The 22,410-nt window shown below is 60.8% G+C and carries 23 protein-coding genes; 8 read left to right on the forward strand and 15 right to left on the reverse strand.

The features are described 5' to 3' along the window. Nucleotides 1-104 precede the first annotated feature (104 nt). The 4 genes from KGA81_RS06785 (at nt 105) to KGA81_RS06800 (ending at nt 3,785) form a co-directional block, all read left to right on the forward strand. On the forward strand, nt 105-1,907 hold the full coding sequence (locus KGA81_RS06785; RefSeq protein ID WP_223545124.1) for a HAMP domain-containing protein: 1,803 nt from the start codon (nt 105-107) through the stop codon (nt 1,905-1,907). Next, nucleotides 1,904-2,551, forward strand: coding sequence for a two-component system response regulator NarL (gene narL, locus KGA81_RS06790; RefSeq protein ID WP_223545125.1), 648 nt, complete (start codon nt 1,904-1,906; stop codon nt 2,549-2,551). Before KGA81_RS06785 ends, narL begins: the two co-directional genes overlap by 4 nt. A gap of 86 nt (nt 2,552-2,637) precedes the next feature. Continuing rightward, the gene (locus KGA81_RS06795; protein WP_223545126.1) at nt 2,638-3,312 is read left to right on the forward strand and encodes a Crp/Fnr family transcriptional regulator; all 675 of its coding nucleotides are present in this window, start codon (nt 2,638-2,640) and stop codon (nt 3,310-3,312) included. A 74-nt stretch (nt 3,313-3,386) separates the two neighbouring features. Then, the gene (locus KGA81_RS06800) at nt 3,387-3,785 is read left to right on the forward strand and encodes a putative zinc-binding protein (protein ID WP_223545127.1); all 399 of its coding nucleotides are present in this window, start codon (nt 3,387-3,389) and stop codon (nt 3,783-3,785) included. 135 nt (nt 3,786-3,920) lie between these two features. On the opposite strand, the gene KGA81_RS06805 is transcribed toward KGA81_RS06800, so the two are convergent. The 7 genes from KGA81_RS06805 to norR all read right to left on the reverse strand — a co-directional run bounded on the left by KGA81_RS06805 (nt 3,921) and on the right by norR (nt 10,760). Then, nucleotides 3,921-4,391, reverse strand: coding sequence for an SCP2 domain-containing protein (locus KGA81_RS06805; RefSeq protein WP_223545128.1), 471 nt, complete (start codon nt 4,389-4,391; stop codon nt 3,921-3,923). After that, nucleotides 4,385-5,275, reverse strand: a complete 891-nt coding sequence (locus KGA81_RS06810; protein WP_223545129.1) for a U32 family peptidase — start codon at nt 5,273-5,275, stop codon at nt 4,385-4,387. Before KGA81_RS06810 ends, KGA81_RS06805 begins: the two co-directional genes overlap by 7 nt. 10 nt (nt 5,276-5,285) lie before the next feature. Next, entirely contained in the window at nt 5,286-6,281 is a 996-nt protein-coding gene (locus KGA81_RS06815) for a peptidase U32 family protein (protein WP_223545130.1), read from the reverse strand. A gap of 122 nt (nt 6,282-6,403) precedes the next feature. Beyond that, on the reverse strand, nt 6,404-7,639 hold the full coding sequence (gene glp / locus KGA81_RS06820; protein ID WP_223545131.1) for a gephyrin-like molybdotransferase Glp: 1,236 nt from the start codon (nt 7,637-7,639) through the stop codon (nt 6,404-6,406). Beyond that, on the reverse strand, nt 7,636-8,190 hold the full coding sequence (gene moaB / locus KGA81_RS06825; RefSeq protein WP_223545132.1) for a molybdenum cofactor biosynthesis protein B: 555 nt from the start codon (nt 8,188-8,190) through the stop codon (nt 7,636-7,638). Before moaB ends, glp begins: the two co-directional genes overlap by 4 nt. A 314-nt stretch (nt 8,191-8,504) precedes the next feature. Continuing rightward, on the reverse strand, nt 8,505-9,152 hold the full coding sequence (pdxH, locus tag KGA81_RS06830; protein ID WP_223545133.1) for a pyridoxamine 5'-phosphate oxidase: 648 nt from the start codon (nt 9,150-9,152) through the stop codon (nt 8,505-8,507). Between the two features lie 78 nt (nt 9,153-9,230). Continuing rightward, a complete protein-coding gene (gene norR, locus KGA81_RS06835; RefSeq protein WP_223545134.1) occupies nt 9,231-10,760 on the reverse strand; it encodes a nitric oxide reductase transcriptional regulator NorR in 1,530 nt (509 codons plus the stop codon). A 154-nt stretch (nt 10,761-10,914) separates the two neighbouring features. Between norR and ytfE the strand changes: the two genes are divergently transcribed. Then, nucleotides 10,915-11,589 carry an iron-sulfur cluster repair protein YtfE gene (ytfE, locus tag KGA81_RS06840; RefSeq protein WP_223545135.1) on the forward strand — a complete coding sequence of 225 codons (675 nt, stop codon included), beginning with the start codon at nt 10,915-10,917 and terminating at the stop codon, nt 11,587-11,589. Nucleotides 11,590-11,664: 75 nt separating this feature from the next. Here the strand turns inward: ytfE and KGA81_RS06845 are convergent, their stop codons facing one another. Together KGA81_RS06845 and KGA81_RS06850 are read right to left on the reverse strand one after the other, a co-directional pair. Further along, nucleotides 11,665-12,102 (reverse strand): CopD family copper resistance protein, encoded by a 438-nt coding sequence (locus KGA81_RS06845; RefSeq protein WP_223545136.1) that lies wholly within the window; start codon nt 12,100-12,102, stop codon nt 11,665-11,667. 28 nt (nt 12,103-12,130) lie between these two features. Continuing rightward, nucleotides 12,131-13,321 carry an NnrS family protein gene (locus KGA81_RS06850; RefSeq protein ID WP_223545137.1) on the reverse strand — a complete coding sequence of 397 codons (1,191 nt, stop codon included), beginning with the start codon at nt 13,319-13,321 and terminating at the stop codon, nt 12,131-12,133. Between the two features lie 593 nt (nt 13,322-13,914). On the opposite strand from KGA81_RS06850, the gene KGA81_RS06855 reads away from it, so the two are divergent. Both KGA81_RS06855 and KGA81_RS06860 read left to right on the forward strand, forming a co-directional pair. Next, nucleotides 13,915-14,598 (forward strand): Crp/Fnr family transcriptional regulator, encoded by a 684-nt coding sequence (locus KGA81_RS06855; RefSeq protein WP_223545138.1) that lies wholly within the window; start codon nt 13,915-13,917, stop codon nt 14,596-14,598. A gap of 5 nt (nt 14,599-14,603) precedes the next feature. Further along, nucleotides 14,604-14,795 carry a protein DnrP gene (locus KGA81_RS06860; RefSeq protein WP_263293260.1) on the forward strand — a complete coding sequence of 64 codons (192 nt, stop codon included), beginning with the start codon at nt 14,604-14,606 and terminating at the stop codon, nt 14,793-14,795. Between the two features lie 23 nt (nt 14,796-14,818). Here the strand turns inward: KGA81_RS06860 and KGA81_RS06865 are convergent, their stop codons facing one another. From KGA81_RS06865 to KGA81_RS06890, 6 genes are all read right to left on the reverse strand, one after another. Further along, complete coding sequence (locus KGA81_RS06865; protein ID WP_223545140.1) at nt 14,819-16,660, reverse strand: nitric oxide reductase activation protein NorD; 1,842 nt, start codon at nt 16,658-16,660, stop codon at nt 14,819-14,821. Nucleotides 16,661-16,738: 78 nt separating this feature from the next. Beyond that, nucleotides 16,739-18,166, reverse strand: coding sequence for a cbb3-type cytochrome c oxidase subunit I (locus KGA81_RS06870; protein ID WP_223545141.1), 1,428 nt, complete (start codon nt 18,164-18,166; stop codon nt 16,739-16,741). A 3-nt stretch (nt 18,167-18,169) separates the two neighbouring features. Beyond that, nucleotides 18,170-18,610: a c-type cytochrome gene (locus tag KGA81_RS06875; protein ID WP_030130714.1), complete on the reverse strand. Its 441-nt coding sequence runs from the start codon at nt 18,608-18,610 to the stop codon at nt 18,170-18,172. A gap of 262 nt (nt 18,611-18,872) precedes the next feature. Next, entirely contained in the window at nt 18,873-19,130 is a 258-nt protein-coding gene (locus KGA81_RS06880) for a cytochrome C oxidase subunit IV family protein (protein WP_223545142.1), read from the reverse strand. An 11-nt stretch (nt 19,131-19,141) separates the two neighbouring features. Then, on the reverse strand, nt 19,142-19,729 hold the full coding sequence (locus KGA81_RS06885; protein ID WP_223545143.1) for a cytochrome c oxidase subunit 3 family protein: 588 nt from the start codon (nt 19,727-19,729) through the stop codon (nt 19,142-19,144). After that, a complete protein-coding gene (locus KGA81_RS06890; RefSeq protein WP_411736543.1) occupies nt 19,713-20,495 on the reverse strand; it encodes a CbbQ/NirQ/NorQ/GpvN family protein in 783 nt (260 codons plus the stop codon). The genes KGA81_RS06885 and KGA81_RS06890 overlap by 17 nt, the downstream gene beginning before the upstream one ends. Before the next feature lie 208 nt (nt 20,496-20,703). On the opposite strand from KGA81_RS06890, the gene KGA81_RS06895 reads away from it, so the two are divergent. Next, nucleotides 20,704-22,395 (forward strand): cytochrome D1 domain-containing protein, encoded by a 1,692-nt coding sequence (locus tag KGA81_RS06895; RefSeq protein WP_411736541.1) that lies wholly within the window; start codon nt 20,704-20,706, stop codon nt 22,393-22,395. Nucleotides 22,396-22,410: the final 15 nt, after the last annotated feature.

Consider the following 22,410-nt stretch of genomic DNA (forward strand, 5'->3'; position numbering starts at 1 on the left):
ACGGTCGATAACTCTTTGGAGGTAGCCGTCCTGGATCGGCGACAAAACCCCACGCTGGAACTTTGCATGCTCTGTTTTCTTACCTTTTGCGCGGACCTGAGCCAATGATGCGCTGGTTGCGCAGCTCCCTGCCCGCTCGCGCCGGGCTGGCGGTAATCCTGATCGCCGTGCTGGCGCTCGCCAGTTCGTTGAGCGCCGGGCTGATCGCCTGGTTCAGCCAGGGCGATGCCGCCGCCATCAACACCGCAGGCTCGGTGCGCATGGAGACCTATCACCTGAGCTGGAAACTCGCCGCTGGCGCCGCCGACGAAGAAATCGCCGCCATCACCGACAGTCTGCAAACCCGTCTCACCAGCCAGTCACTCAAAGCCGTGCTGGAAGATGGCCCGACCACCGCATTGCAACTCAGTTATGGGCAAATCCAGCAACACTGGAATGAGGATTTGCGTCCGGCACTGGAGCGCGGCGACGCGGCGGCCTTTGAGGCCCAGGCCCAGTCCTTCGTTGAGCAACTGAACCAGTTCGTCGATCTGTTGCAGCGCCAAAGCGAACAAAAGCAAGGCTGGCAACAGGCGATCCAGGGCCTGGCCCTGTTCACCACCATGATTGTCCTGCTGCTTGGGCTATACGAACTGCAGTGCGGCGTTATCACCCCATTGAAAGAGTTGGTGGATGCAACCCAGCGCTTTCGTCGTGGCGACTTCAAGGTGCGCGTCAACCATCAGTCCGAGGACGAACTGGGCCAGTTGGCCACAAGTTTCAACGCCATGGCCGAGACGATCGAAGAATCGCATCGCACCCTGGAAAGTCAGGTCCGGCAAAAAACCCTGAACTTGCAGCAAGCCAACGCGGCCCTGGAATTGCTCTATCAAAGCAGCCGAAGCCTGGCCACACGCCTGGCCAATGCCGAAGGGCTGGATGAACTGATCCGTCGCTTCCAGCAACGCCTGCCCGGCTTGCGTCTGTCGCTGTGTCTGCAGGGACAGCTGCAGGCGCCAGCCCAACAGTTGCTCGCCCTGCATGGCGCGAACATCCGGGAAGTCTGCGCCAGTAGCGACTGCGCCACTTGCCAGCGGCACCCTAAAACCAACCCGCAAATCTTCAGCATCAGCAACCAGGGCAGTGAACTGGGTGAGCTCAAGGCGCACTTTGTCGACGGGCACCTCATGCAAGCCTGGGAAACCCGGCTGATCCAGGCCCTGGCCAACCTGATCGGCACCTCGCTCTCGCTCAAGCGTCAACGGGAACAGGACCATCGCCTGCTACTGCTCGAAGAACGCACGATCATCGCCCGCGAGCTGCATGATTCGCTGGCCCAGGCCCTGTCCTACATGAAACTGCAAGTCAGCCGCATGCAGACCCTGATGCGCCGGGGCGAACCGGCCCAGACCCTGGAAACCGTAACCGCCGAATTGCGCGAGGGACTGAACAATGCCTACCGCCAGTTACGCGAGTTGCTGACCACTTTTCGCTTGCAGATTCACGACGCGGGACTGGTACAGGAGCTCAAGGATACCGCCGAGGAGTTCTCCCGTCGCGGCGAGTTTCAGGTGCACCTGCACATCGACGCGCTGGCCTTTGAGCTATCGGCCAGCGAACAGATCCACATTTTGCAGATCACCCGCGAAGCGCTCTCCAACTGCCTGCGCCACGCCCATGCGCAAAACGCCTGGCTACAACTGCGCCAGGACGGCGAGACCGTCAGGTTGTCGGTCGAAGACGACGGGTGTGGGTTCAGTGGCAACGTCGATCAACGCGAACACCACGGCCTGAACATCATGGATGAGCGGGCTCGCGGCTTGCGCGGCCAACTGCGGATATTGTCCAGGGAGCCCCAAGGCACCCGTGTCCAACTGGAATTCCACCCGGAGTTTCTCGGGCGGCAAACAGAAGGTAGCACCCCATGACCCCGTTCCCACAACACAAAATCCTGCTGGTAGACGATCACCCGATGATGCGTCACGGCATTCGCCAGATGCTCGAACTCGAAGATGATTTCCTGATCGTCGGCGAAGCCAGCCAGGGTCACGAAGCACTCAGTCTCATTGAGCCGCTTCAACCGGATCTGGTCCTGCTCGATAACAACATGCCGCAAATGAATGGCATCGAAACCCTGCGCCGACTGCGGGCCATGCACTACACCGGCAAAGTGCTGCTGTTTACGGTATCGGACGCCGAAGACGATATTCGCGATGCACTGCGCCTGGATGCCGACGGCTATCTGCTCAAGGACATGGAGCCCGAACTGTTGATTCAGTACATCCGGGATGCGCTGAACGGCGCGCTGGTGATCAGCCCGGGACTGACCCAGGTCATGGCGCAAGCGCTGCGCGCTCCTGCGCGTCAGGCCGTGGTGGAACTGACCGAGCGTGAGCGTCAGGTGCTGAAAACCATCGCCGGCGGCTTCAGCAACAAGGTCATCGGGCATAAGCTGGGCATCACCGAAGGGACGGTCAAGGTTCACGTCAAGAATCTGCTGCACAAGCTCGGCTTGCGTTCGCGGGTCGAGGCGGCGGTATGGGCCATGGAACATCTGCGCGGCGCGGGCTGACGAGCCTTCCTCTTTGGAGGTAGTCCTGTAGAGGCATAGGTCATCGAGCCTGTGCTCTCTACTATGACGGTCAGCGGAGGTACGCCATGCTGACTCACCCTTCCATCGTTTTAACGTTGCGCCGTCATCATCTGTTCAGCCAACTGCCGGAGAAAGTCTTCGAACAAGTCTGCGGCCTGGCCATGCTCAAGCGCCTGAGTTGTCACAGCACCCTGATGCATCAAGGGGATCCGGCCAGGCGCTTTTTCCTGTTGATCAGCGGCCAGGTCAAGTTGTACCGGCTCACAGGCGAAGGCCAGGAGAACCTGGTGGAGATCATTCAGCCGGGCCAGACATTTGCCGAAGCCTTGCTGTTCAGCCAGGCTCGTCTGTATCCGGTGAGCGCCACCGCGCTGAAGGACAGCGTGCTGGTGAGCGTCGATGGCAACCATTACCGCGATGCCCTGGAGGACCAGCCAAAAGTCTGCCTGGCCATCCTGGCGAGCATGAGCGTTCACCTGCACCTGCGTCTGCGCGACATCGACACCTTGACCATGGCCAGTGCGAGCCGTCGGGTGATCAATTTCCTGTTCCAGGAACGCCACCCGGTGACCGGCCAGATTGTCTTGCAGGTGTCCAAACGGCTGGTGGCGTCAAAGCTGGGAATGCAGCCGGAAACCTTCTCGCGGATACTGCATCGCCTGGTGGAAAGCGGCCTGATTGCCGTGCAACGACGCCACATCAGCATCCTCGCCGAAGAGGAACTGGCTGCTTTCCAATAGTCAGAATTGACCGTCATCAAGGCGCCACGCCACACCTCTTGCACACTGACAGAGTCCATCCACGGAGAGTGCAAATGCCCCGTTCAACCCTGCCTTTGGTTTACTCCTGCTCAGGCTGCTCCAACGTCGCCCAACTGGCCAACACCCTGGCCGTGCGCCTGGACCGCAGCGGCCTCGCGGAAATGTCCTGCATCGTCGGTGTCGGCGGGCATGTGGCAGCGCTCGTCAACAAAGCGCGCTCGGGGCGCCGGATCTTCGCGCTGGACGGCTGCCCGCTGCAATGCGTCGAAAACTGCCTCAAGCAGCATGGGCTGCGGGCTGATGTGCATCTGATTCTGAGTCAGTACGGGCTGCGTAAACGCTATGGTGAGGATTGCACGCAGGCGCAGAGTGATGAGTTGTTTGAAGGGATCAGCCAGTTGATTGCCAGTGATGCTCGTCAGCATCAAAACCGCCGGGAAACGATGGCCTGAAGAACAACAAAAACCCTGTGGGGGCGGGCTTGCCCTAATGCCAGTCAGTTAAGAAAAGGACATGCCAAGTGCAGAACCTGTGGCGAGGGGGCTTCGCTTAACTGACTGGCATTAGGGCTTGCCCGCGATGGCGGATTACCCCGCCGCCAACCCCTTCCCCGCCCGCTCCAGATTGCGCCACAACCACACAGGCAGAACATCAGGGTCAAGACTGTCGATCAGATTCTTCAGCGCCAGCCCCAGTTCGGTATCACCCTCGATCACCAAACGCCTGCGAAAAAACAGCGTATCCGGATCCTCCTGACGGCTCGCCAGCAGTAAAAACTCCCGCCAGTTGCCACTGATCGTCACATGCGCCGTGGCGTACCGGGCAATCCGCAACCCTTCACGGCTGAGGGTCAAATACCAGGACAACCCCAGATCCGGAATCCGCAAGCACAGCCAACGCCCGCGCAGCACTTCGAACTCGCCCTCGCGCAATGGCCCGGCGAGGCACCGATTCAGCGCCTGTTGCAACGCCAGGCGCTGTACGGCAAATGGCACCCGGCGCACCAACGGCAACAACCGGTCAGCACCTTTCAACAGCCACTTTTTACGATTCAACACAGGCCGACCTCCTCGACACGCAGCATGCCGGCCTGGCCATGCCAATAACCATTGCACCCTTCGACGAACAGCGGCGGTGCCTCGCCCAGACGAACCCGTTGATACGCCTCGACCACTTCGGCCATGCCCTGGGCACGAGGACTCAAGCGCAACAGATCGGCACCGCAGGCCACCAGCCCGGAATAATCGGCCAGCAGATTGGTCACCTCGGCCGACATCGTTTGAATACCGTTGATGGTGAATAGCACCTGCCCTTCCTGACTGGTCAGCGCCAGGCCGTCGGGGTAGTTGATGCAACAAAACTGGCAGTCGTCCTTGGGCCGGTTTTCCGCACGGGCCGTGAAGCAGCGGGCGGAATACGCCAACGGCAAATGCCCATAGGCAAAGATTTCAACTTCCGGCACTGCACGGCCCAGTTCGCGCACCTGCCCGATCACGTCACCAATCAGCGCCGCCGAACACTCCACGGGCGGCACCCAGCGAGTCATGCCGCTGTCGAGTAATTGTGCCAATGAGTGGCCGTTGTACAGATTGAGAGCCGGGCCACCCACGAACGGCAACTTGCGTTCGGCCAGCAATTGCACCGCGCCCATGTCGTTGGCTTCCACCAGCAATTGGCCGTTGTCGCACAGTCGGCGCAGGCTGGAGAGCTCAGACGCCGCCTCGATCAGCGTCAGGCTGGAAAGCACCAACTGCGCCTGGCTGCACTCCTGTAACTCGCGCCCCAGTCCCAGCCATTGATCCAGTGAAAAAGCCCGGCGCTTGGAGCATACGGTTTCCCCCAGATAAATCACATCCAGGGGCAACGCCGACATCTCGGCGTAAAAGTTTCTGAGTTGCTCTTTGTCCCAATAAAACAGGACCGGTCCCAGGCTGAGCTTCATGTCGAATCCCTCATTGCCATGATCGATGATAAGCGCCCAGGGTGGTCTGGCTGCCTTCGGACAAACCGGCCAGCACCTGACGCCATTGCTCCTTGACCCGAAAACTGCCCGGCGCGCCACGATGGGCGTCCAGCGCCGCGCGCCAGACACGGGTGACTTGCTCGACATAGGCCGGGCTGCGTTGGCGGCCCTCGATTTTCACCGCTTCGACGCCGATGGCCGTCAGTTCCGGCAGCAAGTCCAGGGTGTCGAGACTGGTGGGTTCTTCCAGCGCATGAAAGCGCTTGCCGCCGACCAGGAAGCGGCCTTTGCACAAGGTCGGGTAACCGGCTGGCTCGTCAGGGGTGTAGCGATCGATCAGCACTTCGCTCAGGCGCGCGCTCAAGCCTTCGGCGTCCTCGCTCCAGCGCACCGCTTTGGCCGGCGAACAGACACCGCACAGGTTCGGCGACTCGCCGGTAATGTAGGAAGACAGATGGCAGCGCCCTTCAGCCATGATGCACAAGCTGCCGAAGCCAAAGACTTCGATGGGCACCGGGCTGCTGGCGGCGACCTGACGTACCTGCGCCAACGACAACACCCTCGGCAGCACCGCACGTCGAATGCCATAGCGCTGCGCATAAAATTCCAGCGCGGCGGCATGGGTCGCCGAGCCCTGGACCGACAGGTGCAAGGCCAGTTGCGGGTGACGTTGACTGGCATAGTTGAGCACCCCGGGGTCGGCGGCGATCAGCGCATCGACGCCGAAATCGGCGGCACGATCCACCGCCCGTTGCCAGCGCTCCCATCCCTTGGGTTGTGGGTACGTGTTGACCGCGACGTAGAGTTTGCGTTGGTGCTGGCGAATGTGGGCAACGGCGGCGTCGAACTGTTTGTCGTCCATGTTCAGCCCCGCGAAGTGCCGGGCGTTGGTGTCATCGCGAAAACCGACATACACGGCATCGGCGCCTTGGCGCACCGCCGCTTTAAGCGCAGGCAGGTTCCCTGCCGGGCAGACCAGTTGCATGGGTAGTCCTCATGAAATTACGCGTCCGGGGCATCGCCCGGTGTCTGTGGCGCACCGTTCGAAAAAGGCGCTGCCAGTCTAGTCAAACCGGCAGGCACGGCCTTGACGGCAATCAATTGCCATCACTGCATCAGGTCGGCGAAGGACAGGAACATCACGTTGTCGTGCTTGAGCACTTGCTGCTCGCACTCGATCACCACCAACCCATCGGCCCAGCACGCGGCGGTCAACATCGCCGAGCTTTGCTGGGGGTGCAGTTCCACGCTCAACTGGCCGTCGCCGCCGGGCGTCAATCTGGCCCGCAGGTACTGCCGACGCTTGTTACGCTGCAACCAGTCGAACCCGGCGGGCACGGCCAATGGCACCGACAGCACGTCAGTCACGCCTTGGGCCCTGAGCAGGAACGGACGCACCACCACCAACGCGGTAATCAGCGCTGCCGACGGATTTCCCGGCATGCCGATCCAGGGTTTGCCGGCCACTTCACCAAAGGCCAGTGGCTTGCCTGGCTGGATGGCCAGTCGCCAGAAATCGACATTGCCCAGTTCCTCGATCGCCTGTTTGAGGTGATCTTCCTCGCCCACCGACACGCCACCGGAGCTCAATAGCAGGTCGCACTCCGACGACGCCAGGCTCAAGGCATGCCGGCTGGCCACCAGCTCATCGGCCATGACGCCATAGTCATGCACCTCGACGCCCCAGCCGCGCAACAATGCAGCGAGGCAATACCGGTTGCTGTTGTAAATCTGCCCCGGCGCCAAGGGATCGCCCGGCTCACGCAGTTCATTACCGCTGCTGAGCAGGCACACCTGCAACGGCCGATAGACCTCGACCCGCGCGATCCCGGCGCCGGCCAGCAACCCCAACTCTTGTGCGCGCAGGCGTTTACCGGCCTTGAGCAACAGATGCCCGCGGCGAACTTCCTCACCCTCCTTACGCACATGATCACCAACGGACACTGACGGGAACCAGACGCGCTCGCCCTCGACCCGACAGCGCTCTTGCGGCACGACGGTATCGGCACCCAGTGGCAATGGCGCGCCGGTAAATATCTGCACCGCGCTCTGCGCGAGCAAGGGCGAACATGCTTGATCCCCCGCCGCAATGCGCCCGCCAATCGACAAACAGCCACCCGCCTGGGGCAAGTCAGCCGCCCTGAGGGCATAACCGTCCATGGCACTGTTGTCCCAGGCCGGCAGGTTTACCGGGGAATGAATGTCCGCCGCCAGCACCCGTCCCATGGCCTGGTCCAGACGGACCATTTGCGCCTGTGGTGGCGGCGGTGCCTGGGCCAGCAGACGGCTGATGGCCTCGTCCACCGGCATCAGGTGGCCGATGTCGCATACCCGGCCGGTCACGAGCGTGTCTCGCAGGCGTCGATGACCCGCTGGGCTTGCGGTTTCAAATGCGGGGCGAAATTGCACGGGCCGGTGCGACTGTCCAATTGTTCGAGCAGGATCTTGTTCCAGGCGGTGCGGCAGGCACCCGGCGAGCCTGGAACGCAGCACACCAGCACGCCGTTACTCATGCCGGCCAGTGCCCGGGACTGCAGGCTGGACATGCCGATCTCCTCCAGCGACACCTGGCGGAACAGTTCACCGAAGCCTTCCACATGTTTGTCCAGCAGTGGCAAGACCGCTTGCGGTGTGTTGTCACGAGCGGTGAAACCGGTGCCGCCGGTCATCAATACCACTTGCACCTTGGGGTCGGCGATCCACCGGGAAACGGTGGCGCGGATCTGATAAATATCGTCCTTGACCAGATCGCGATCGATCAATACATGCCCGGCCGCTTGCAGCAAATCCGTCAGGGTCTGTCCCGAAGTGTCGGTATCAAAGGTGCGCGTATCGCTGATGGTCAGCACGGCAATGTTCAGGGGTTCAAACGTGCGTTGCGCCAGATGGGCCATATCCAGGTCTTCCCGTAGATGAGGGTATGGCCCGAAGCCTGAACCGGAATGAGGAGCGAGCCTATTCCTCCAAGGAGGTACCTCGACGGGGACATAGGGGAATACCAGCCGGCGGTGATGACAAGTAGCACACAGACCTGTGGCGAGGGAGCTTGCTCCCGCTGGGCTGCGGAGCGGCCCCAAAACCTGCCCCCGCAACTCTTCAGGTAGACCGCATCCGCCGTTTTACGACTGCTTCGCAGCCGAACGGGAGCAAGCTCCCTCGCCACAGGTTTTGTGCTCGGCGCATCATTTCGTGAGCCGTTGAAAAGTGTTCAAGGCGCCAACCGGCTTCGCTTCCACAATCCATCGCACAACCGGTAATCGAGTCGATCATGCAAGCGATCAGCCCGCCCCTGCCAGAACTCCAGACGTTCAGGGCACAAGCAGTAGCCGCCCCAATGCTCGGGACGCGTCATGGTTTGGCCAACGAAGCGTTTGATGGTTTCAGCCAGGATGGATTCCAGCGCTGCACGACTGGCCAGCGGGCGGCTTTGCGGTGAAGCCCAGGCACCCAGGCGACTGGCCATGGAGCGAGAATCGAAGTACGCATCCGACAACGCTGGGTCGAGTCTGGACACTTTGCCTTCGATACGCACCTGACGTTCCAGCCCCGGCCAGAAAAACGTCATGGCAGCAAAGGGATTGGCGGCCAATTGCTGCCCCTTGTCGCTCTGGTAATTGCCGAAAAAAGTAAAACCTTCATCGCTCAACCCCTTGAGCAGCAGAACCCGACAGTGTGGCCGCCCCTCAGGGTCGACCGTCGCCAGCACCGTGCTATTGGCCTCGACAGGTGCGCACTCGGTTTCGCGGGCCTGTTGCAGCCACTGCCGGAACATCGCCAGCGGATCGTCCAGTGCTGCCTCATCTTGCAAACCATTGAGGGTGTAGTTGCGGCGCATTTGGGCCAGGGAAAGCGGCATGACGGTGATCTCCGGAAGGTTTTATGCAGTGTGCGAGGCACTGCGCAAAGCCACCTTGACCACCATCAACACAGTCGCCTACTTCAGACGCAGTCGCCGTGCCAGTTTGTGCAGGTTGCTGGGGTCGACTTCCAGGATTCGTGCGGCGCTGGCCCAGTTTTCCCCGGACAGGCTCAGGGCCTCGAGGATTTTCTTGCGCTGGTAATCGTCGACGGCTTCGCCCAAAGGCTGGAACGGCAGATCAGCCGTAATGTCCGGGGATGGCTCGACCACCGACCCCGGGGCCGCCATCGCGCTGTCGAGATCGAGAATCTCAGGCGCAAGCGTCATGATCAACGCACGACTCGTCCCACGACTGAGCTGCTTCAACGCGGCCCGACTGATCACGTGTTCCAGTTCGCGCACATTGCCCGGCCAGGTATAAAGCAGCAGCGCGCGTTCGGCCGCCGGTGACAAGCGCAAGCCGCGCAGGCCGAGCCGCGCCCGATTGAGTTCAAGGAAATGCCCGGCCAGCAGCAACACATCGTGACCGCGCTCGCGCAGGGGCGGAATCGGCACCGGGTATACCGAGAGGCGGTGATACAGATCGGCCCGAAACAAGCCGTCGCGGATGCTGTCCGGCAGGTGTCGGTTGGTGGCGGCGATGATGCGCACATCCACGTGCAGCGGCTTGTCGGCGCCCAGGCGCTGGATCTCGCCGTTCTGCAGGGTGCGCAGCAATTTCGCTTGCACGCTCAAGGGCAGCTCCCCGACTTCATCGAGAAACAGCGTGCCACCGTTGGCGGCATCGAAACGTCCGGCACGGTCACTGGTGGCGCCGGAAAAGGCGCCTTTGACATGCCCGAACAGCTCACTCTCTGCCAGGGATTCCGGCAAGGCGGCGCAGTTAACGTGTATCAACGGTTTGTGGTGGCGCCTTGAAAGACGATGCAAGCGCCGGGCGAACAGCTCTTTGCCGACGCCGGTCTCGCCCAGCAGCAATACCGGCAGATCGGAATCGGCCAGTACATCCAGCTCATTGAGCAATTGATGCAACACCTCACTCTGCCCGAGGATCTCGCCCTCCTCGACGGGCATGCGCAAGTCCTGGGGATCGCTGCGGGACAGGCGCAAGCTGCGGTTTTCCTGCTCCAGGCGGGTGACCCGCACGGCGGCTTCGATCTGCAAAGTGCAGCGTTTGAGTTCTTCCCGCGCCCGGTTGTCAAAGGTCCCGGCGTGCAGCGCATCGAGGGTGATCGCCCCCCAGATCCGCCCTTCGACATAGAGGCTCACACCCATGCAGTCGTGTACCGGCAGCGGTTCGCCGATGTGGTTGTCGAGCAAGCCGTCGTAGGGGTCCGGCAGGCGGCTGTCGGGTTCGAACCAGGTCGGCTCGCGCGATGCCATGATCGCCGCCAGCCGAGGATGCTGGGCAATGACGAACCGGCGCCCCAACGCTTCATGAACCAGCCCCACCGTCGCAACGGGCCTGAGGCTGTCGTCATCCAGACGCAGCAAGCCCACGGCGCCACTGTTGAAGTATTCGCGCAGGGTCTGGACCAGTCGTTGCAACCGTACGGCATTGGGCAACTCGACAATCAGGTCGGCTGCCAGGCTTTCTCGCAGCATGGTAGTAATCACCCTCTATGGTTGAATTCACCCTGAAGCGTCAGGGTGACTATCACCACAACTAAAAAATAATCGATGCTTTTCAATCGCTTAAATATGGCATACCGAATGCAATGGATCAGGGAAACCGTTGAAACCCAAACAAGGAACCCTGATGAGCCAGACCCTATTGGAACAAAGCCTCGGCCAACTGGCCTGCGACATTCCCGGTGCCACCCGGATCTTTCACACCTTCAAACTGGACTTCTGTTGCGGCGGGCATACAAGCCTGCGTGAAGCGGCCCTTGGCAAAAAACTCGATCCGGTCCTCATTGCCGATGCCCTGCAGATTCTGCAAGACGCCGGCGAAACCCAGCACGACTGGCGCAACGAACCGTCGGAACTGCTGATCGCCCATCTCCTGGCACGCTACCACGCCCGCCACCGCGAGCAACTGCCGGAACTGATCCGACTGGCCCGCCGCGTCGAACAGGTCCATGGCGCACGCAGCAGTTGCCCCAACGGCCTGGCCGATCTTCTGACCGACATGCAGCAGGAACTTGAAGGCCACATGCTCAAGGAAGAACAGGTGCTGTTCCCGATGCTGCAACAAGGCATCGGTCCTCAGGCTGCTCCGCCGATTCAGGTACTGCGCTTCGAACATGATCAACATGGTGAAGCGCTGGAGAAGATGCTCGCCCTGACCAATCACATCATTGCGCCCGCCGATGCCTGTAACACCTGGCGTGCCCTCTACCGCGGGCTGCTGGAGTTCAAGGATGACTTGATGCAACACATCCACCTGGAAAACAACGTGCTGTTCATCAACGCCCTTAACCCTCGTCACTGATCGATTGCCTGTCACACCCAACCCGCGCCAGCCCACCGGTTGACGCGGGTTTTGTTTCTAAGGGGCGTCTTGCGATCAACCGTGCCAATAGAACATCGCCTTGGCCAGGATCACGATCAACACCATGTGCCCGAGGATGCTGCGGCGAATCCAGCTTGCACGCGTTGCAGTCAGTCGCCCGTGGATCAGCCAATAGGCCAGCAGCAAGTAATGACCGATGATGCTCATGGCCAGGATGATCTTCAGGCTCAGCAAGGTACCAAAGCTGCTGGCCAGTGGCTGACTCAATGCGCCCCGGTACTGCCACGCCAAACCGATGCCAGCGCCATACAACAGCAACACCACGCCGTGCAGGACTTTACGCGAACGCAGGGCAATCGCCTGATCCGCCGTCGCTTGCGCAATATCCGTCAACGGCTGGCGCGCACGATGCCAGATGACCACCTCGAAAAACAGTGTGCCGATGAAGGCAATCGCTGCCAGCAAATGCGTGACCAGTAAAAAGGGATACATCAGCGCCAGCCTCTGTCAGTTCGCATGCTCATCCCGGATGACCGTCGACCCGGGCCCGCAGCAGCATCGGCCCATAACGCCAGGCATACAGCGCAAACGCCAGCGCCCAGCACAGACCGGCAAGCCACAATGCCGGCAAGGGAAAGAACTCGATCAACACGACCCGGCTCAGGCACGCCAGGTTGAGCAAGATAAACGCCAGGGTCATGCCCGATGGCGGTTCCAGGGGGCGACCGGTGTGGCCGAGGCTGACCCGCGCGATCATCGCCAGCACCAGGCCGGCCATGGCTCCTATGGTCAGGCAATGCACCGCCAGACTCGGGTTGACCGGCACACCGAAATGCCATAGCGCCATCCCGAGGCACGCCACCGCCAACCAGCCATAAGCCAGGTGCAGCGACCACAGCAGCGGCACGTGCCAGAGTGCCCGGTCATGCCAGCGCACCAGGCGCACCAGATGTCCCGCTGCCAGCACTGCGAACAGCAGGCCCACCCAGACATTGGGGTTGAGCGCAGGTCCTGCGGCATATAACAACGCCACCAGCGGCGAGCCCACCAACAGCAGTCGATCCAGCCAAGGCCAGGCGGCAACGCCTTCCACCCGACCAAGACCGCGCTGGGTGAAGAATGGAATCACCCGCCCGCCGATCAACCCCATCATCGCCGCCACCAGCCAGATGCCAGTCAGCACGCCGCGGCGCTGCCAGCCTTCATGCCCTTCCACCAGGCCGTACAGAGACAACCCGTCAGCCAAGGCCAACAACAGCAAAACCAGCACAATCGGGTAGTTACGTTTCTGCCGCACCTTCCACAGGGTGAAGCCCATGAGCACCGCCACCGCCAACGGGAACGCCAGTTCCAGCGCCGCGAGCAACGGCCACGGCACATTGGCCAGCCAGGCCGTTCGCGCCAATAACCACAGCAGCGCCAGCGCGGCCAACGGTTTGCCGCTGAGGCCAGGGCGACCGGTCCAGGTCTGCACGGCAGTCAGCAGAAAGCCTGCGATAATCGCCAAGCCGAACCCGAACAGCAATTCATGCCGATGCCAGCCCAGCCAACCGCCCGCCGGCTGCCAGTTGGAAATCGAACCAGCAAAAGCCGCCAGCCACAGCGGAATGGCCAGTACTGCCAAGAGACAGCCGGCGAGGAAAAACGGCCGAAAGGCCAGACGTAACAGCGGCGCGATTGCCATCGCTTTACGGCGGTCAAGTACTTGCATGAAACCACTCCTCTAACTTGTTGCCGACCTTGCGCCAACCCGCAGGCGCCGAGGTAAATCCTGGGGCAATCATCGGGTATTACCGATCCATTGCCTTTGTCGCAGATCAAGTGTGCAAGGGACGTGCCCCGGATGCCGAGCGCGCGCCCTTTGTGGCGAGGGAGCTTGCTCCCGCTCGGGTGCGCAGCAGCCGTAAACCTGCTGATGCGTTGTATCTGAAGAATTTCAATGGCCGGTATTGGGAGTGCTTCGCACTCCAGCGGGAGCAAGCTCCCTCGCCACAAGGTACTCCCGATCAGGGTACAAATGACCCTTTAATGGTCATTTAAACCCTACGCATAACGGTATTTTTTACCCTGATCGCTGACACCCCCAATAAACAAGGCCCTCCAAGCCTGGCCCGCGTCTTGCTCTGCATGGGCAGCCTTTTAGAAACCCTGGATCCCTCTCGATTACCCGGAGCCGTCATGAAAAAAGTCATCCAGCCACTGGCCTGGTTTGTTGTGTTGAGCTCAATCCTGGCCATGGCCAGCGGCGTCTCCCTGGGTCTCGTCTGACCGGGTCCTCCTTCTCAATCTTCAGGATGAATTCTCATGGTGCTTCATCGCGTCCATCACCAGATTCTGCGCAGTCATCACTTGTTCGAGCCGTTGAACGAAGAACAGCTGGATGAACTGATGAGTACCAGTCACTTGCTGAGCATCGACAAAGGCGAGCCGTTGTTCCGTCAGGGTGAGCCGGCCGATTCGTTCTATTTCATCATTGCCGGTGCAGTGAAAATCTTCCGGCTGACACCCGATGGGCAGGAGAAAGTGTTCGAGGTCATCAGCGATCGGCAAACCTTCGCCGAGGCGATGATGCTGATGGACACCCCAAACTATGTGGCCTCGGCCGAAGCCATCTGCCCCACCCAGCTCTACCGGATATCCAACAGCACCTACATGCACCTGCTGCAGAGCAACAGCCGGCTGACTTTTGCGCTGCTGGGCAAGCTCTGTGTTCGCTTGCATCAACGGGTCAACGAAATCGAAACCCTGTCGCTGAAAAACGCCACCCACCGGGTCGTGCGTTATCTGCTGACGCAACTGGTGCGCCAGCAAAACGTTGGCAGCCAATTCGAACTGCCGATGGCCAAGCAGCTGATTGCCGGACATCTGTCGATCCAGCCGGAAACCTTTTCGCGGATCATCCGCCGCTTGATCGATGAAAACATCATTACCCAGGACGGCCGTCAGATCGCCATTCTTGATCGCTTGCGCCTGGAACAGTTCGAGTGAGTAGCATGCCCGTCTGCCTGTATTGTCAACATGCCACCCCTTCACAAGCAACCGAGTGCCACCAATGCGGCATGCCCCTGCCGGCACTGGCTGAACGCGCCGGAGAACGTCGGCAGCGTCGATTCATGTGGTTCTGCGTTGGCCTGACGGTCTTTTGCGTGGTGATGTTTTTCTGGCTGCCGCGCAGCATCAGCTGATGCTGCGTTGATCAACCCGGGGCTCAAGGTTGGGTCAGCTGGCGGTACAACTGCGGTAAGCGCAGGGGGAGTTGTTCGGGCTGGCGGATCAAGGTGTAGCCATTGGCGCCGAACATGTACGGCAGGTAATCACCGGCCTCGCGATCGATGGTGATACAGAACGGCGTCAGCCCCTGACGCCGTGCCTCCAGCACCGCCTCGCGAGTATCTTCAACACCATAGCGCCCCTCATACAGGTCCAGATCATTGGGTTTGCCATCCGTGAGCAGCAGCAACAGTTTGCTGCGCCGCTTGCTCGTGCCCAATAGTTGCGTGGCCTGGCGAATGGCGGCGCCCATGCGTGTGTAATACCCCGGCTTGAGGCCTTGAATACGACCTCGGGTGGTGTCGTCATAACGCTGGGTGAACGCCTTGAGTTCCTGCATGCGCACCTGCTGACGACGCAACGAGGAAAACCCGTACAGGGCGAAATCATCGCCCAGCACCGACAGGGTTTCGCCGAACAGCAGCAGGCTGTCGCGGATGACGTCGATGACACGATGCTCATCGTTGAGATGGGCATCGGTGGACATCGACACGTCGGCCAGCAACAGGCACGCCAGGTCGCGACGAGTCTGGCGCAGCTCCATGAACAGACCGCGTTCGACGCACTGGCCATGCTCGCGCTCAACGTGAAAATCCAGCCAGGCCTGCATGTCCAGCTCTGATCCCTGAGGTTGTTGGCGTAACCATTGTCGATCATTGCGCAGATGCTCGAACTGGCGCCGCAAGCGGTGCGCCGAGGCCTTCAACCGCAATGGCAGCGGCTGCGCCTCACAGTCGCGGGGCACCAGCATTTGCAGGTTGACGAAGCTGTCCTGCATTTGTTGTTTGCGATAGTCCCACTCTGGCAACTTGATGCCCTCGCCGAGGGGAATATCGTCGACATCGGCCGGTGGCAAATCCAGATGCAGCTTGAGACCGCCGCCCTTGCGCAGACGGGTACGCGACAGCGTCAACTCATCCAGGTCGTCGGCGACTCGGGCGGCGTCCGGGTCTTCGCTGTCGTCCGACCAGCGATCCAGGTCGACGTGCTCGGTCCAGCTGAACAGGTTTTCCAGACGCACCACCAGCAGCCCGCCTTCACGGGTACTTTCATCGATCCGCGTCGCGCGTTTACGCCCGCTTTTCTGTTCGCCAGGCGGCGTGCTCAACGACTCTTCGGACTCATCGCCCAGATCCGCAGCCTGCGGGCTGGCGAGGTTTTGCGGAGGGTACAACCACAGCGGCAGCGGCCACGCGGCCCGTTCGCTACGGGGAAAATGCTCGACACTGCCGGGCTCGCGCAACGCCTGGCGTAACGCCCGTTCCAGTGCCGCTTCGCTGGCATTCAACGAGGCCGGATCGGGGCGCAATTGCAGATGGGCCTCGACCAGTCGTTGGTAACGAACACGCAGCGCGGGATAGCGTCGCAGCAACTGCTGCGTCCAGCGTTGATTGTCCCGGCCCCAGTGGCGCATCTGCCCGGCCTGTGCCGCCAGCAACGCGAGCCAGCGATAGAGCTCCTCATTGAGTGCCACTTCAGGAAACACCGCCAGGCTCGATGGCAGCCGCAGATTACTCGCGTCGCACCACGCCAACGGTACTTGTTTGCAGGTGCCGGCGATTTGCTGCAACAGGTTGCGGCGCAGCAGCAGATCGCGATCGCTGGCCGCTTCCACACCGACGCCATTGGCACCGCCCATGGCGCGGAACAACAGCGCCAGCGGGCGTTGCTGGCTGGCCAGTTCAACCCGTGCTTCGGGGAAGTCCGGGCTGGCACGCCGGGTGATGAAACGATGCCAGACACTGCCTACCCACTCTTCCAGTTCGACGGTAAATGCCATGATGCTTGCCCTTGCTGGAAACCAAAAAAACGGCCCGCTGTATCAGCCGGGCCGACCTTTTCTAGCCATTGCACCCGTTCATGAAGGTACAACCGCAGCCGGGGCGCGCAACGCAGCGCGGCCACGCTGCTTGAAACTGAGCAGGTAGCAGAGCAAGCCTGCGAAGAACCCAAGACCGGCGCCCAGACGCGCCCAGAACAGCACCTGCAGATGTTCGACCGTGGCCATGAATGGCAAGGCGATCCCGTCGGCCTGCCAGCGTTGCAGGTAAACCTGGACGACACCGGCAGCGGTGAGGAACAGCGTGATCATCACCATCGACAGGGTCATCAACCAGAAGCCCCAGATTTCGAGGGACTGCGAACGCTCGTCAGCCGCTTCACCCAATCCGCGCAAACGCGGCATGGCGTAGCTGATCAAGGTCATCACGATCATCGCGTAAGCACCATAGAAGGCCAGGTGACCGTGCGCTGCCGTCAGTTGCGAACCATGGGTGTAGAAGTTGACTGGCGCCAGGGTATGCAGGAAGCCCCAGACACCCGCACCGAAAAACGCGGTGACCGTAGTGCCCTTGGCCCACAGTGTGGCGGCGCGGTTCGGGTGCTTCCTGCGACGGTTCTTCACCATGCTGAAGGCGAAGATCACCATGGCCAGGAACGGTAGCGGCTCCATGGCCGAGAAGATCGAGCCCACCCACAGCCAGACCTCGGGCGCACCGATCCAGAAGAAGTGGTGACCGGTGCCGATGATCCCGGTAATCAGCGCCATGGCGATGATCACGTACAACCATTTCTCCACGACTTCGCGGTCGACACCGGTGATTTTGATCAGCACGAAGGCGAGCATCGAACCCATGATCAGCTCCCAAACGCCTTCCACCCAAAGATGCACCACCCACCACCAGTAGAACTTGTCGCGGGCCAGGTTGCCGGGGTTGTAGAAGGAGAACAGGAAGAACACCGCAAGGCCGATCAGCCCGGTCATCATCACCATGCTGACGGTGGTCTTGCGACCTTTGAGCAGGGTCATGCCGATGTTGTAGAGGAAGCCCAGGCACACCACCACAATGCCCATCTTGGTGATGGTCGGCTGCTCCAGGAACTCCCGGCCCATGGTCGGCAGCAGTTCGTTGTGGGTCAGTCTGGCCAGGCCCGCATAAGGCACCAGCAGATAGCCGAGAATCGTCAGCACGCCAGCGGCGGCGAATACCCAGAACAGAATGATCGCCAGCTTCGGGCTGTGCAGTTCGCGGTCGGCCTCTTCCGGAATCAGGTAATAGGCGGCGCCCATGAAGCCGAACAGCAGCCAGACGATCAGCAGATTGGTGTGTACCATCCGCGCCACGTTGAAGGGAATGATCGGGAACAGAAAGTCTCCGATCACGTATTGCACACCCATGATCAAACCGAACAGCACCTGACCGAGAAATAGCATCAGGGCAAACACGAAGTACGGTTTGGCCACGGCTTGCGAGGCGAATTTCAGATGCGGATTAGCGATGCTCATCGCTTAGCCCTCCTTGTTTGGCGGCCAGCCATTGGTGTTGATGTTCGAACTCCATTTGAGGAACTCGGCGATGTCATCCACCTCCTGCTCGCTCAACTTGAACTGCGGCATCGCTCGTCGGCCCGGTACGCCCAGCGGCTGCATTTTCATCCAGGCATGCAGAAAGGGTTTGAAGCCCGCCTCCCCGCCGCGCCGCTGGAACACGTTGCCCAGCTCAGGCGCAAAGTAGGCGCCCTCGCCCAGCAACGTGTGGCAGCCGATGCAGTTGTTTTGCTCCCAGACGGTCTTGCCGCGAATCACTGATTCGGTTAACTGCGCTTCGTTGCTGCGCACTGGAAAGGTCTGTTCGGTGTGATAGGTCAAGGCCAGGAATATCAGGAAGAAGAAGATGCTTCCCCCGAAGTAGATATTCCTGGCCATGCCTTTGGTGAAGGTCTCTGACATGGTCGCTTCCTCTTTGCTTGGCGTGCCCATGATAGAAAGCCAAGGTCTGAAAGCTGCTTGATGGCGATCAAGAAAGGCAGATGGTTTGGGTCGGGTATAGGCACCAGGACGCCAGGCACCAACCTGTGGCGAGGGAGCTTGCTCCCGCTGGGGCGCGCAGCGGCCCTAAAACAGTCACCGCGAATATTCAGATAGAAAGCAGGCACAGGTTTTACGGCTGCTTCGCAACCGAGCGGGAGCAAGCTCCCTCGCCACAGGTTGGCTAGCCGATCGATACCAGCGTCAGCCCTACAACGACTGCCAACACCACTGCCCAGCCCACCATCAACCGGCGCCACAATCGCGGGGCGTGACGCATCTCCATAAAGCCATCGGCAATCACCCAGGCCTTGCCGACCGCCACCAGCAATATGGCCACAGACAGCAGCCAGGTAGCGCCCGTCTGTGCCAGCACCACCGTGCACACGCTCAATGTGGCCAACGCTGTCCAGCAGATCAGCAAAAACCTGGAAACCGACATGAGAACCTCCGTCAATTCAGCACGTACACCAGCGGAAACAGCACGACCCAGATCAGATCGACCATGTGCCAATACAGCACACCCGATTCAAGCCCGCTGCGGTTGACCGCGTTGTGTAAGCCACGACGGCAGCGCTCGGCCAGCCATCCGAGGATGACCATGCCGAGCAGTACATGAAGAAAATGAAAACCGGTGAGGATCCAGTAGAGGGTGAAAAACGTGTTGTGCTCCATGCCCAGCCCCGAGGCCAACAAGTGCCGGTATTCCGTGATCTTCAACACCACGTAGACGCTGCCGGCAAGCAACGCAGCCAGCAGAAGCACGGCGCCATGGCGAGACCGGGAACGCCTGACTTGCTCCTGAGCCAGCGCGGCGAACAGCCCGGCGGTGAGCAGGCTCAGGGTCATCGCCAGGCCGGTTGAGGTGTTGAGCAACTGACGGCTTTCAGCGAACAACTGCGGTTTGAGTGCCTGGGTCACGGCGAACGCCAGAATCAGGACGGCGAACACCGACAGCTCGGCCAGAATGAAAAACCACATCGCCAGATCGCCCGGCAAGTGACCCGGCGCAACGCGTCTGGCCTCAGCCGAAGTGGACATCAACCACGCCCATCAGCGCCGCTACCGTCAATGGATCATCGCTCAGCGGCTCGGCCAGGCAGGCCATGCACGCCTCGCGCGGGCTCATGCCGGCGCGGATCATTCGCGCGGTAAAAATCAGCAGCCGCGTCGAGGCGACTTCCTCCAGGTCATGTTGATCCAGCCTTCGTAGCGCCTGCCCCAGCCTGACCACTTGCGCCGCCAGCGCGCTGTCCACCTGTGCTTCCCGGGCGACAATACGCTCTTCCTCGACCACCGGCGGATAGCCGAATCGCATCGCCACGAAGCGTTGTCGGGTGCTGGGTTTCATGCCTTTGAGCAGGTTCTGGTAGCCGGGGTTGTACGACACCACCAGCATGAATGACGACGGTGCCTGCAGCACTTCGCCGGTGCGCTCCAGGAACAACTCACGACGATCATCAGCCAGCGGATGCAATACCACCACCGTGTCCTGGCGCGCCTCGACCACTTCGTCCAGATAACAAATGCCGCCTTCACGCACCGCGCGGGTCAGTGGCCCGTCCTGCCACCAGGTGCCTTGGGCACCGATCAAATGACGGCCGATCAGGTCGGCGGCGCTCAAGTCATCATGGCAAGCCACGGTGTACAGCGGCAGTTTCAACCGATGGGCCATGTGCTGGACGAAACGGGTCTTGCCGCACCCCGTCGGACCTTTGATCAGCACCGGCATGCCGTGTCGCCAGGCCTGCTCGAACAGCGCCTGCTCATTGTTGAGCGGTTGATAGAAGGGTTCGCAAGACTGGATTCGGTCCATGGGCTGTCTGTTCCAAAAGCGGATTCAAGCCACACGCTACGGGCCCCTGCGACAACCTGGCAAGTGACATGGCCGGCAAACTTGATCGCGGTCAAGCGAGCATTGGCCTGCTCGGGCATAGCCTTGCACGGCACTAAGAACCTGCGTTCTGCGCTGCCGTTTCAGCACATCGCAAAGGTCTTGCCTGAGGAGAAATGGAATGCTGATCAGCAATAGAAAAACGTTTGCTCTGACTGTCGCCACATTGTGTTCGGCGCTGGCCCTTGCGGTGACTCACGCGGCCAACGCCGACGAGCCCGCTGCCGCTGCGGCCAGCCCGCTCATGGTCAAGTCCGCCGGAGCGCCCGACATGAGTCAGGCCGAGTTCGACTCGTCCAAGGAGATTTACTTTCAGCGTTGCGCCGGCTGTCACGGCGTCCTGCGCAAAGGCGCCACCGGCAAACCACTGACACCGGACATCACCCAGTCCCGCGGGCAACCGTTTCTGGAAGCGTTGATTACCTACGGCTCACCGGCGGGCATGCCGAACTGGGGAACGTCGAATGCGCTGACCAAGGATCAGATCACGTCAATGGCCAAGTTCGTGCAGCACACGCCGCCGACGCCACCGGAATGGGGCATGGCCGAGACGCTGAAAACCTGGAAAGTACTGGTCAAGCCTGAGGATCGTCCGAAGAAGCAACTGAGCAAACTCAACCTGCCGAACCTGTTTTCGGTGACGTTGCGCGATGACGGCAAGATTGCCTTGATCGACGGTGACAGCAAGAAAATCGTCAAGCTGATCGAGACCGGTTATGCGGTGCACATCTCACGCATTTCTGCCTCCGGTCGCTACCTCTTGGTGATTGGTCGAGACGCGCGGATCGACATGATCGACCTGTGGCCGGTGGAGCCGACCAAGGTCGCCGAAGTCAAAGTGGGCATCGAGGCACGCTCGGTGGAGACTTCCAAGTTCAAAGGCTACGAAGACAAATACACCGTCGCCGGCTCCTATTGGCCGCCGCAATTCACCATCATGGATGGCGAAACCCTGGAGCCAAAACAAATCGTCTCGACCCGCGGCATGACTGTCGACAAACAGGAATACCACCCCGAACCCCGAGTCGCGGCGATCATCGCCTCCCACGAATGGCCGGAGTTCATCGTCAACGTCAAGGAAACCGGCAAGGTCATGCTGGTCAATTACCAGGACATCAAAAACCTCACCATCACCTACATCGATGCCGCGCCCTTCCTGCATGACGGCGGTTGGGACAGCACACACCGCTACTTCATGACCGCCGCCAACAACTCCAACAAAGTCGCGGTGATCGACTCCAAAGATCGCAAGTTGGCGGCTTTGGTGGAGGTCGGCAAAACCCCTCACCCGGGGCGCGGCGCCAATTTCAACCACCCGACCTACGGCCCCGTCTGGGCCACCAGCCACCTGGGCGATGACGGCATCTCCTTGATCGGTACCGACCCGGTCAATCACCCGCAGTTCGCCTGGAAACAGGTCGCCTCGCTCAAGGGCCAGGGCGGCGGATCGCTGTTCATCAAAACCCACCCTGACTCCCGTCATCTGTATGTCGACACCACCCTCAACCCGGACGCCAGGCTGAGCCAGTCGGTGGCGGTGTTCAACATCGACAAACTCGATGCCGGCTACACCGTGCTGCCCATCGCCGAGTACGCCGGCATCAAGCAAGGCGCGCTGCGGGTGGTGCAGCCGGAATACAACAAGGCCGGCGATGAGGTCTGGTTTTCCGTGTGGAGCGGTCAGTCAGAGGAGTCGGCACTGGTGGTGATCGACGATAAAACGCTGAAGCTCAAATCGGTTATCAAGGACAAACGACTGATCACCCCCACCGGAAAATTCAACGTCTACAACACCCAACACGACATTTATTGAGCTCCATCAATGTAA

Origin of the sequence: Pseudomonas sp. A-B-19, assembly GCF_019947515.1 — a bacterium.
In the GTDB taxonomy this organism is placed as follows: Bacteria; Pseudomonadota; Gammaproteobacteria; order Pseudomonadales; family Pseudomonadaceae; genus Aquipseudomonas.

Excerpts from the sequence above, each read along its gene's own strand:
- KGA81_RS06785 (WP_223545124.1), top strand. The coding sequence starts at position 105 with ATGATGCGCTGGTTGCGCAGCTCCCTGCCCGCTCGCGCCGGGCTGGCG.
- narL (WP_223545125.1), top strand. The coding sequence starts at position 1,904 with ATGACCCCGTTCCCACAACACAAAATCCTGCTGGTAGACGATCACCCG.
- KGA81_RS06795 (WP_223545126.1), top strand. The coding sequence starts at position 2,638 with ATGCTGACTCACCCTTCCATCGTTTTAACGTTGCGCCGTCATCATCTG.
- KGA81_RS06800 (WP_223545127.1), top strand. The coding sequence starts at position 3,387 with ATGCCCCGTTCAACCCTGCCTTTGGTTTACTCCTGCTCAGGCTGCTCC.
- KGA81_RS06810 (WP_223545129.1), bottom strand. The coding sequence starts at position 5,275 with ATGAAGCTCAGCCTGGGACCGGTCCTGTTTTATTGGGACAAAGAGCAA.
- KGA81_RS06815 (WP_223545130.1), bottom strand. The coding sequence starts at position 6,281 with ATGCAACTGGTCTGCCCGGCAGGGAACCTGCCTGCGCTTAAAGCGGCG.
- moaB (WP_223545132.1), bottom strand. The coding sequence starts at position 8,190 with ATGGCCCATCTGGCGCAACGCACGTTTGAACCCCTGAACATTGCCGTG.
- pdxH (WP_223545133.1), bottom strand. The coding sequence starts at position 9,152 with ATGCCGCTTTCCCTGGCCCAAATGCGCCGCAACTACACCCTCAATGGT.
- norR (WP_223545134.1), bottom strand. The coding sequence starts at position 10,760 with ATGCTGCGAGAAAGCCTGGCAGCCGACCTGATTGTCGAGTTGCCCAAT.
- ytfE (WP_223545135.1), top strand. The coding sequence starts at position 10,915 with ATGAGCCAGACCCTATTGGAACAAAGCCTCGGCCAACTGGCCTGCGAC.
- KGA81_RS06845 (WP_223545136.1), bottom strand. The coding sequence starts at position 12,102 with ATGTATCCCTTTTTACTGGTCACGCATTTGCTGGCAGCGATTGCCTTC.
- KGA81_RS06850 (WP_223545137.1), bottom strand. The coding sequence starts at position 13,321 with ATGCAAGTACTTGACCGCCGTAAAGCGATGGCAATCGCGCCGCTGTTA.
- KGA81_RS06855 (WP_223545138.1), top strand. The coding sequence starts at position 13,915 with ATGGTGCTTCATCGCGTCCATCACCAGATTCTGCGCAGTCATCACTTG.
- KGA81_RS06860 (WP_263293260.1), top strand. The coding sequence starts at position 14,604 with ATGCCCGTCTGCCTGTATTGTCAACATGCCACCCCTTCACAAGCAACC.
- KGA81_RS06865 (WP_223545140.1), bottom strand. The coding sequence starts at position 16,660 with ATGGCATTTACCGTCGAACTGGAAGAGTGGGTAGGCAGTGTCTGGCAT.
- KGA81_RS06870 (WP_223545141.1), bottom strand. The coding sequence starts at position 18,166 with ATGAGCATCGCTAATCCGCATCTGAAATTCGCCTCGCAAGCCGTGGCC.
- KGA81_RS06875 (WP_030130714.1), bottom strand. The coding sequence starts at position 18,610 with ATGTCAGAGACCTTCACCAAAGGCATGGCCAGGAATATCTACTTCGGG.
- KGA81_RS06880 (WP_223545142.1), bottom strand. The coding sequence starts at position 19,130 with ATGTCGGTTTCCAGGTTTTTGCTGATCTGCTGGACAGCGTTGGCCACA.
- KGA81_RS06885 (WP_223545143.1), bottom strand. The coding sequence starts at position 19,729 with ATGTCCACTTCGGCTGAGGCCAGACGCGTTGCGCCGGGTCACTTGCCG.
- KGA81_RS06895 (WP_411736541.1), top strand. The coding sequence starts at position 20,704 with ATGCTGATCAGCAATAGAAAAACGTTTGCTCTGACTGTCGCCACATTG.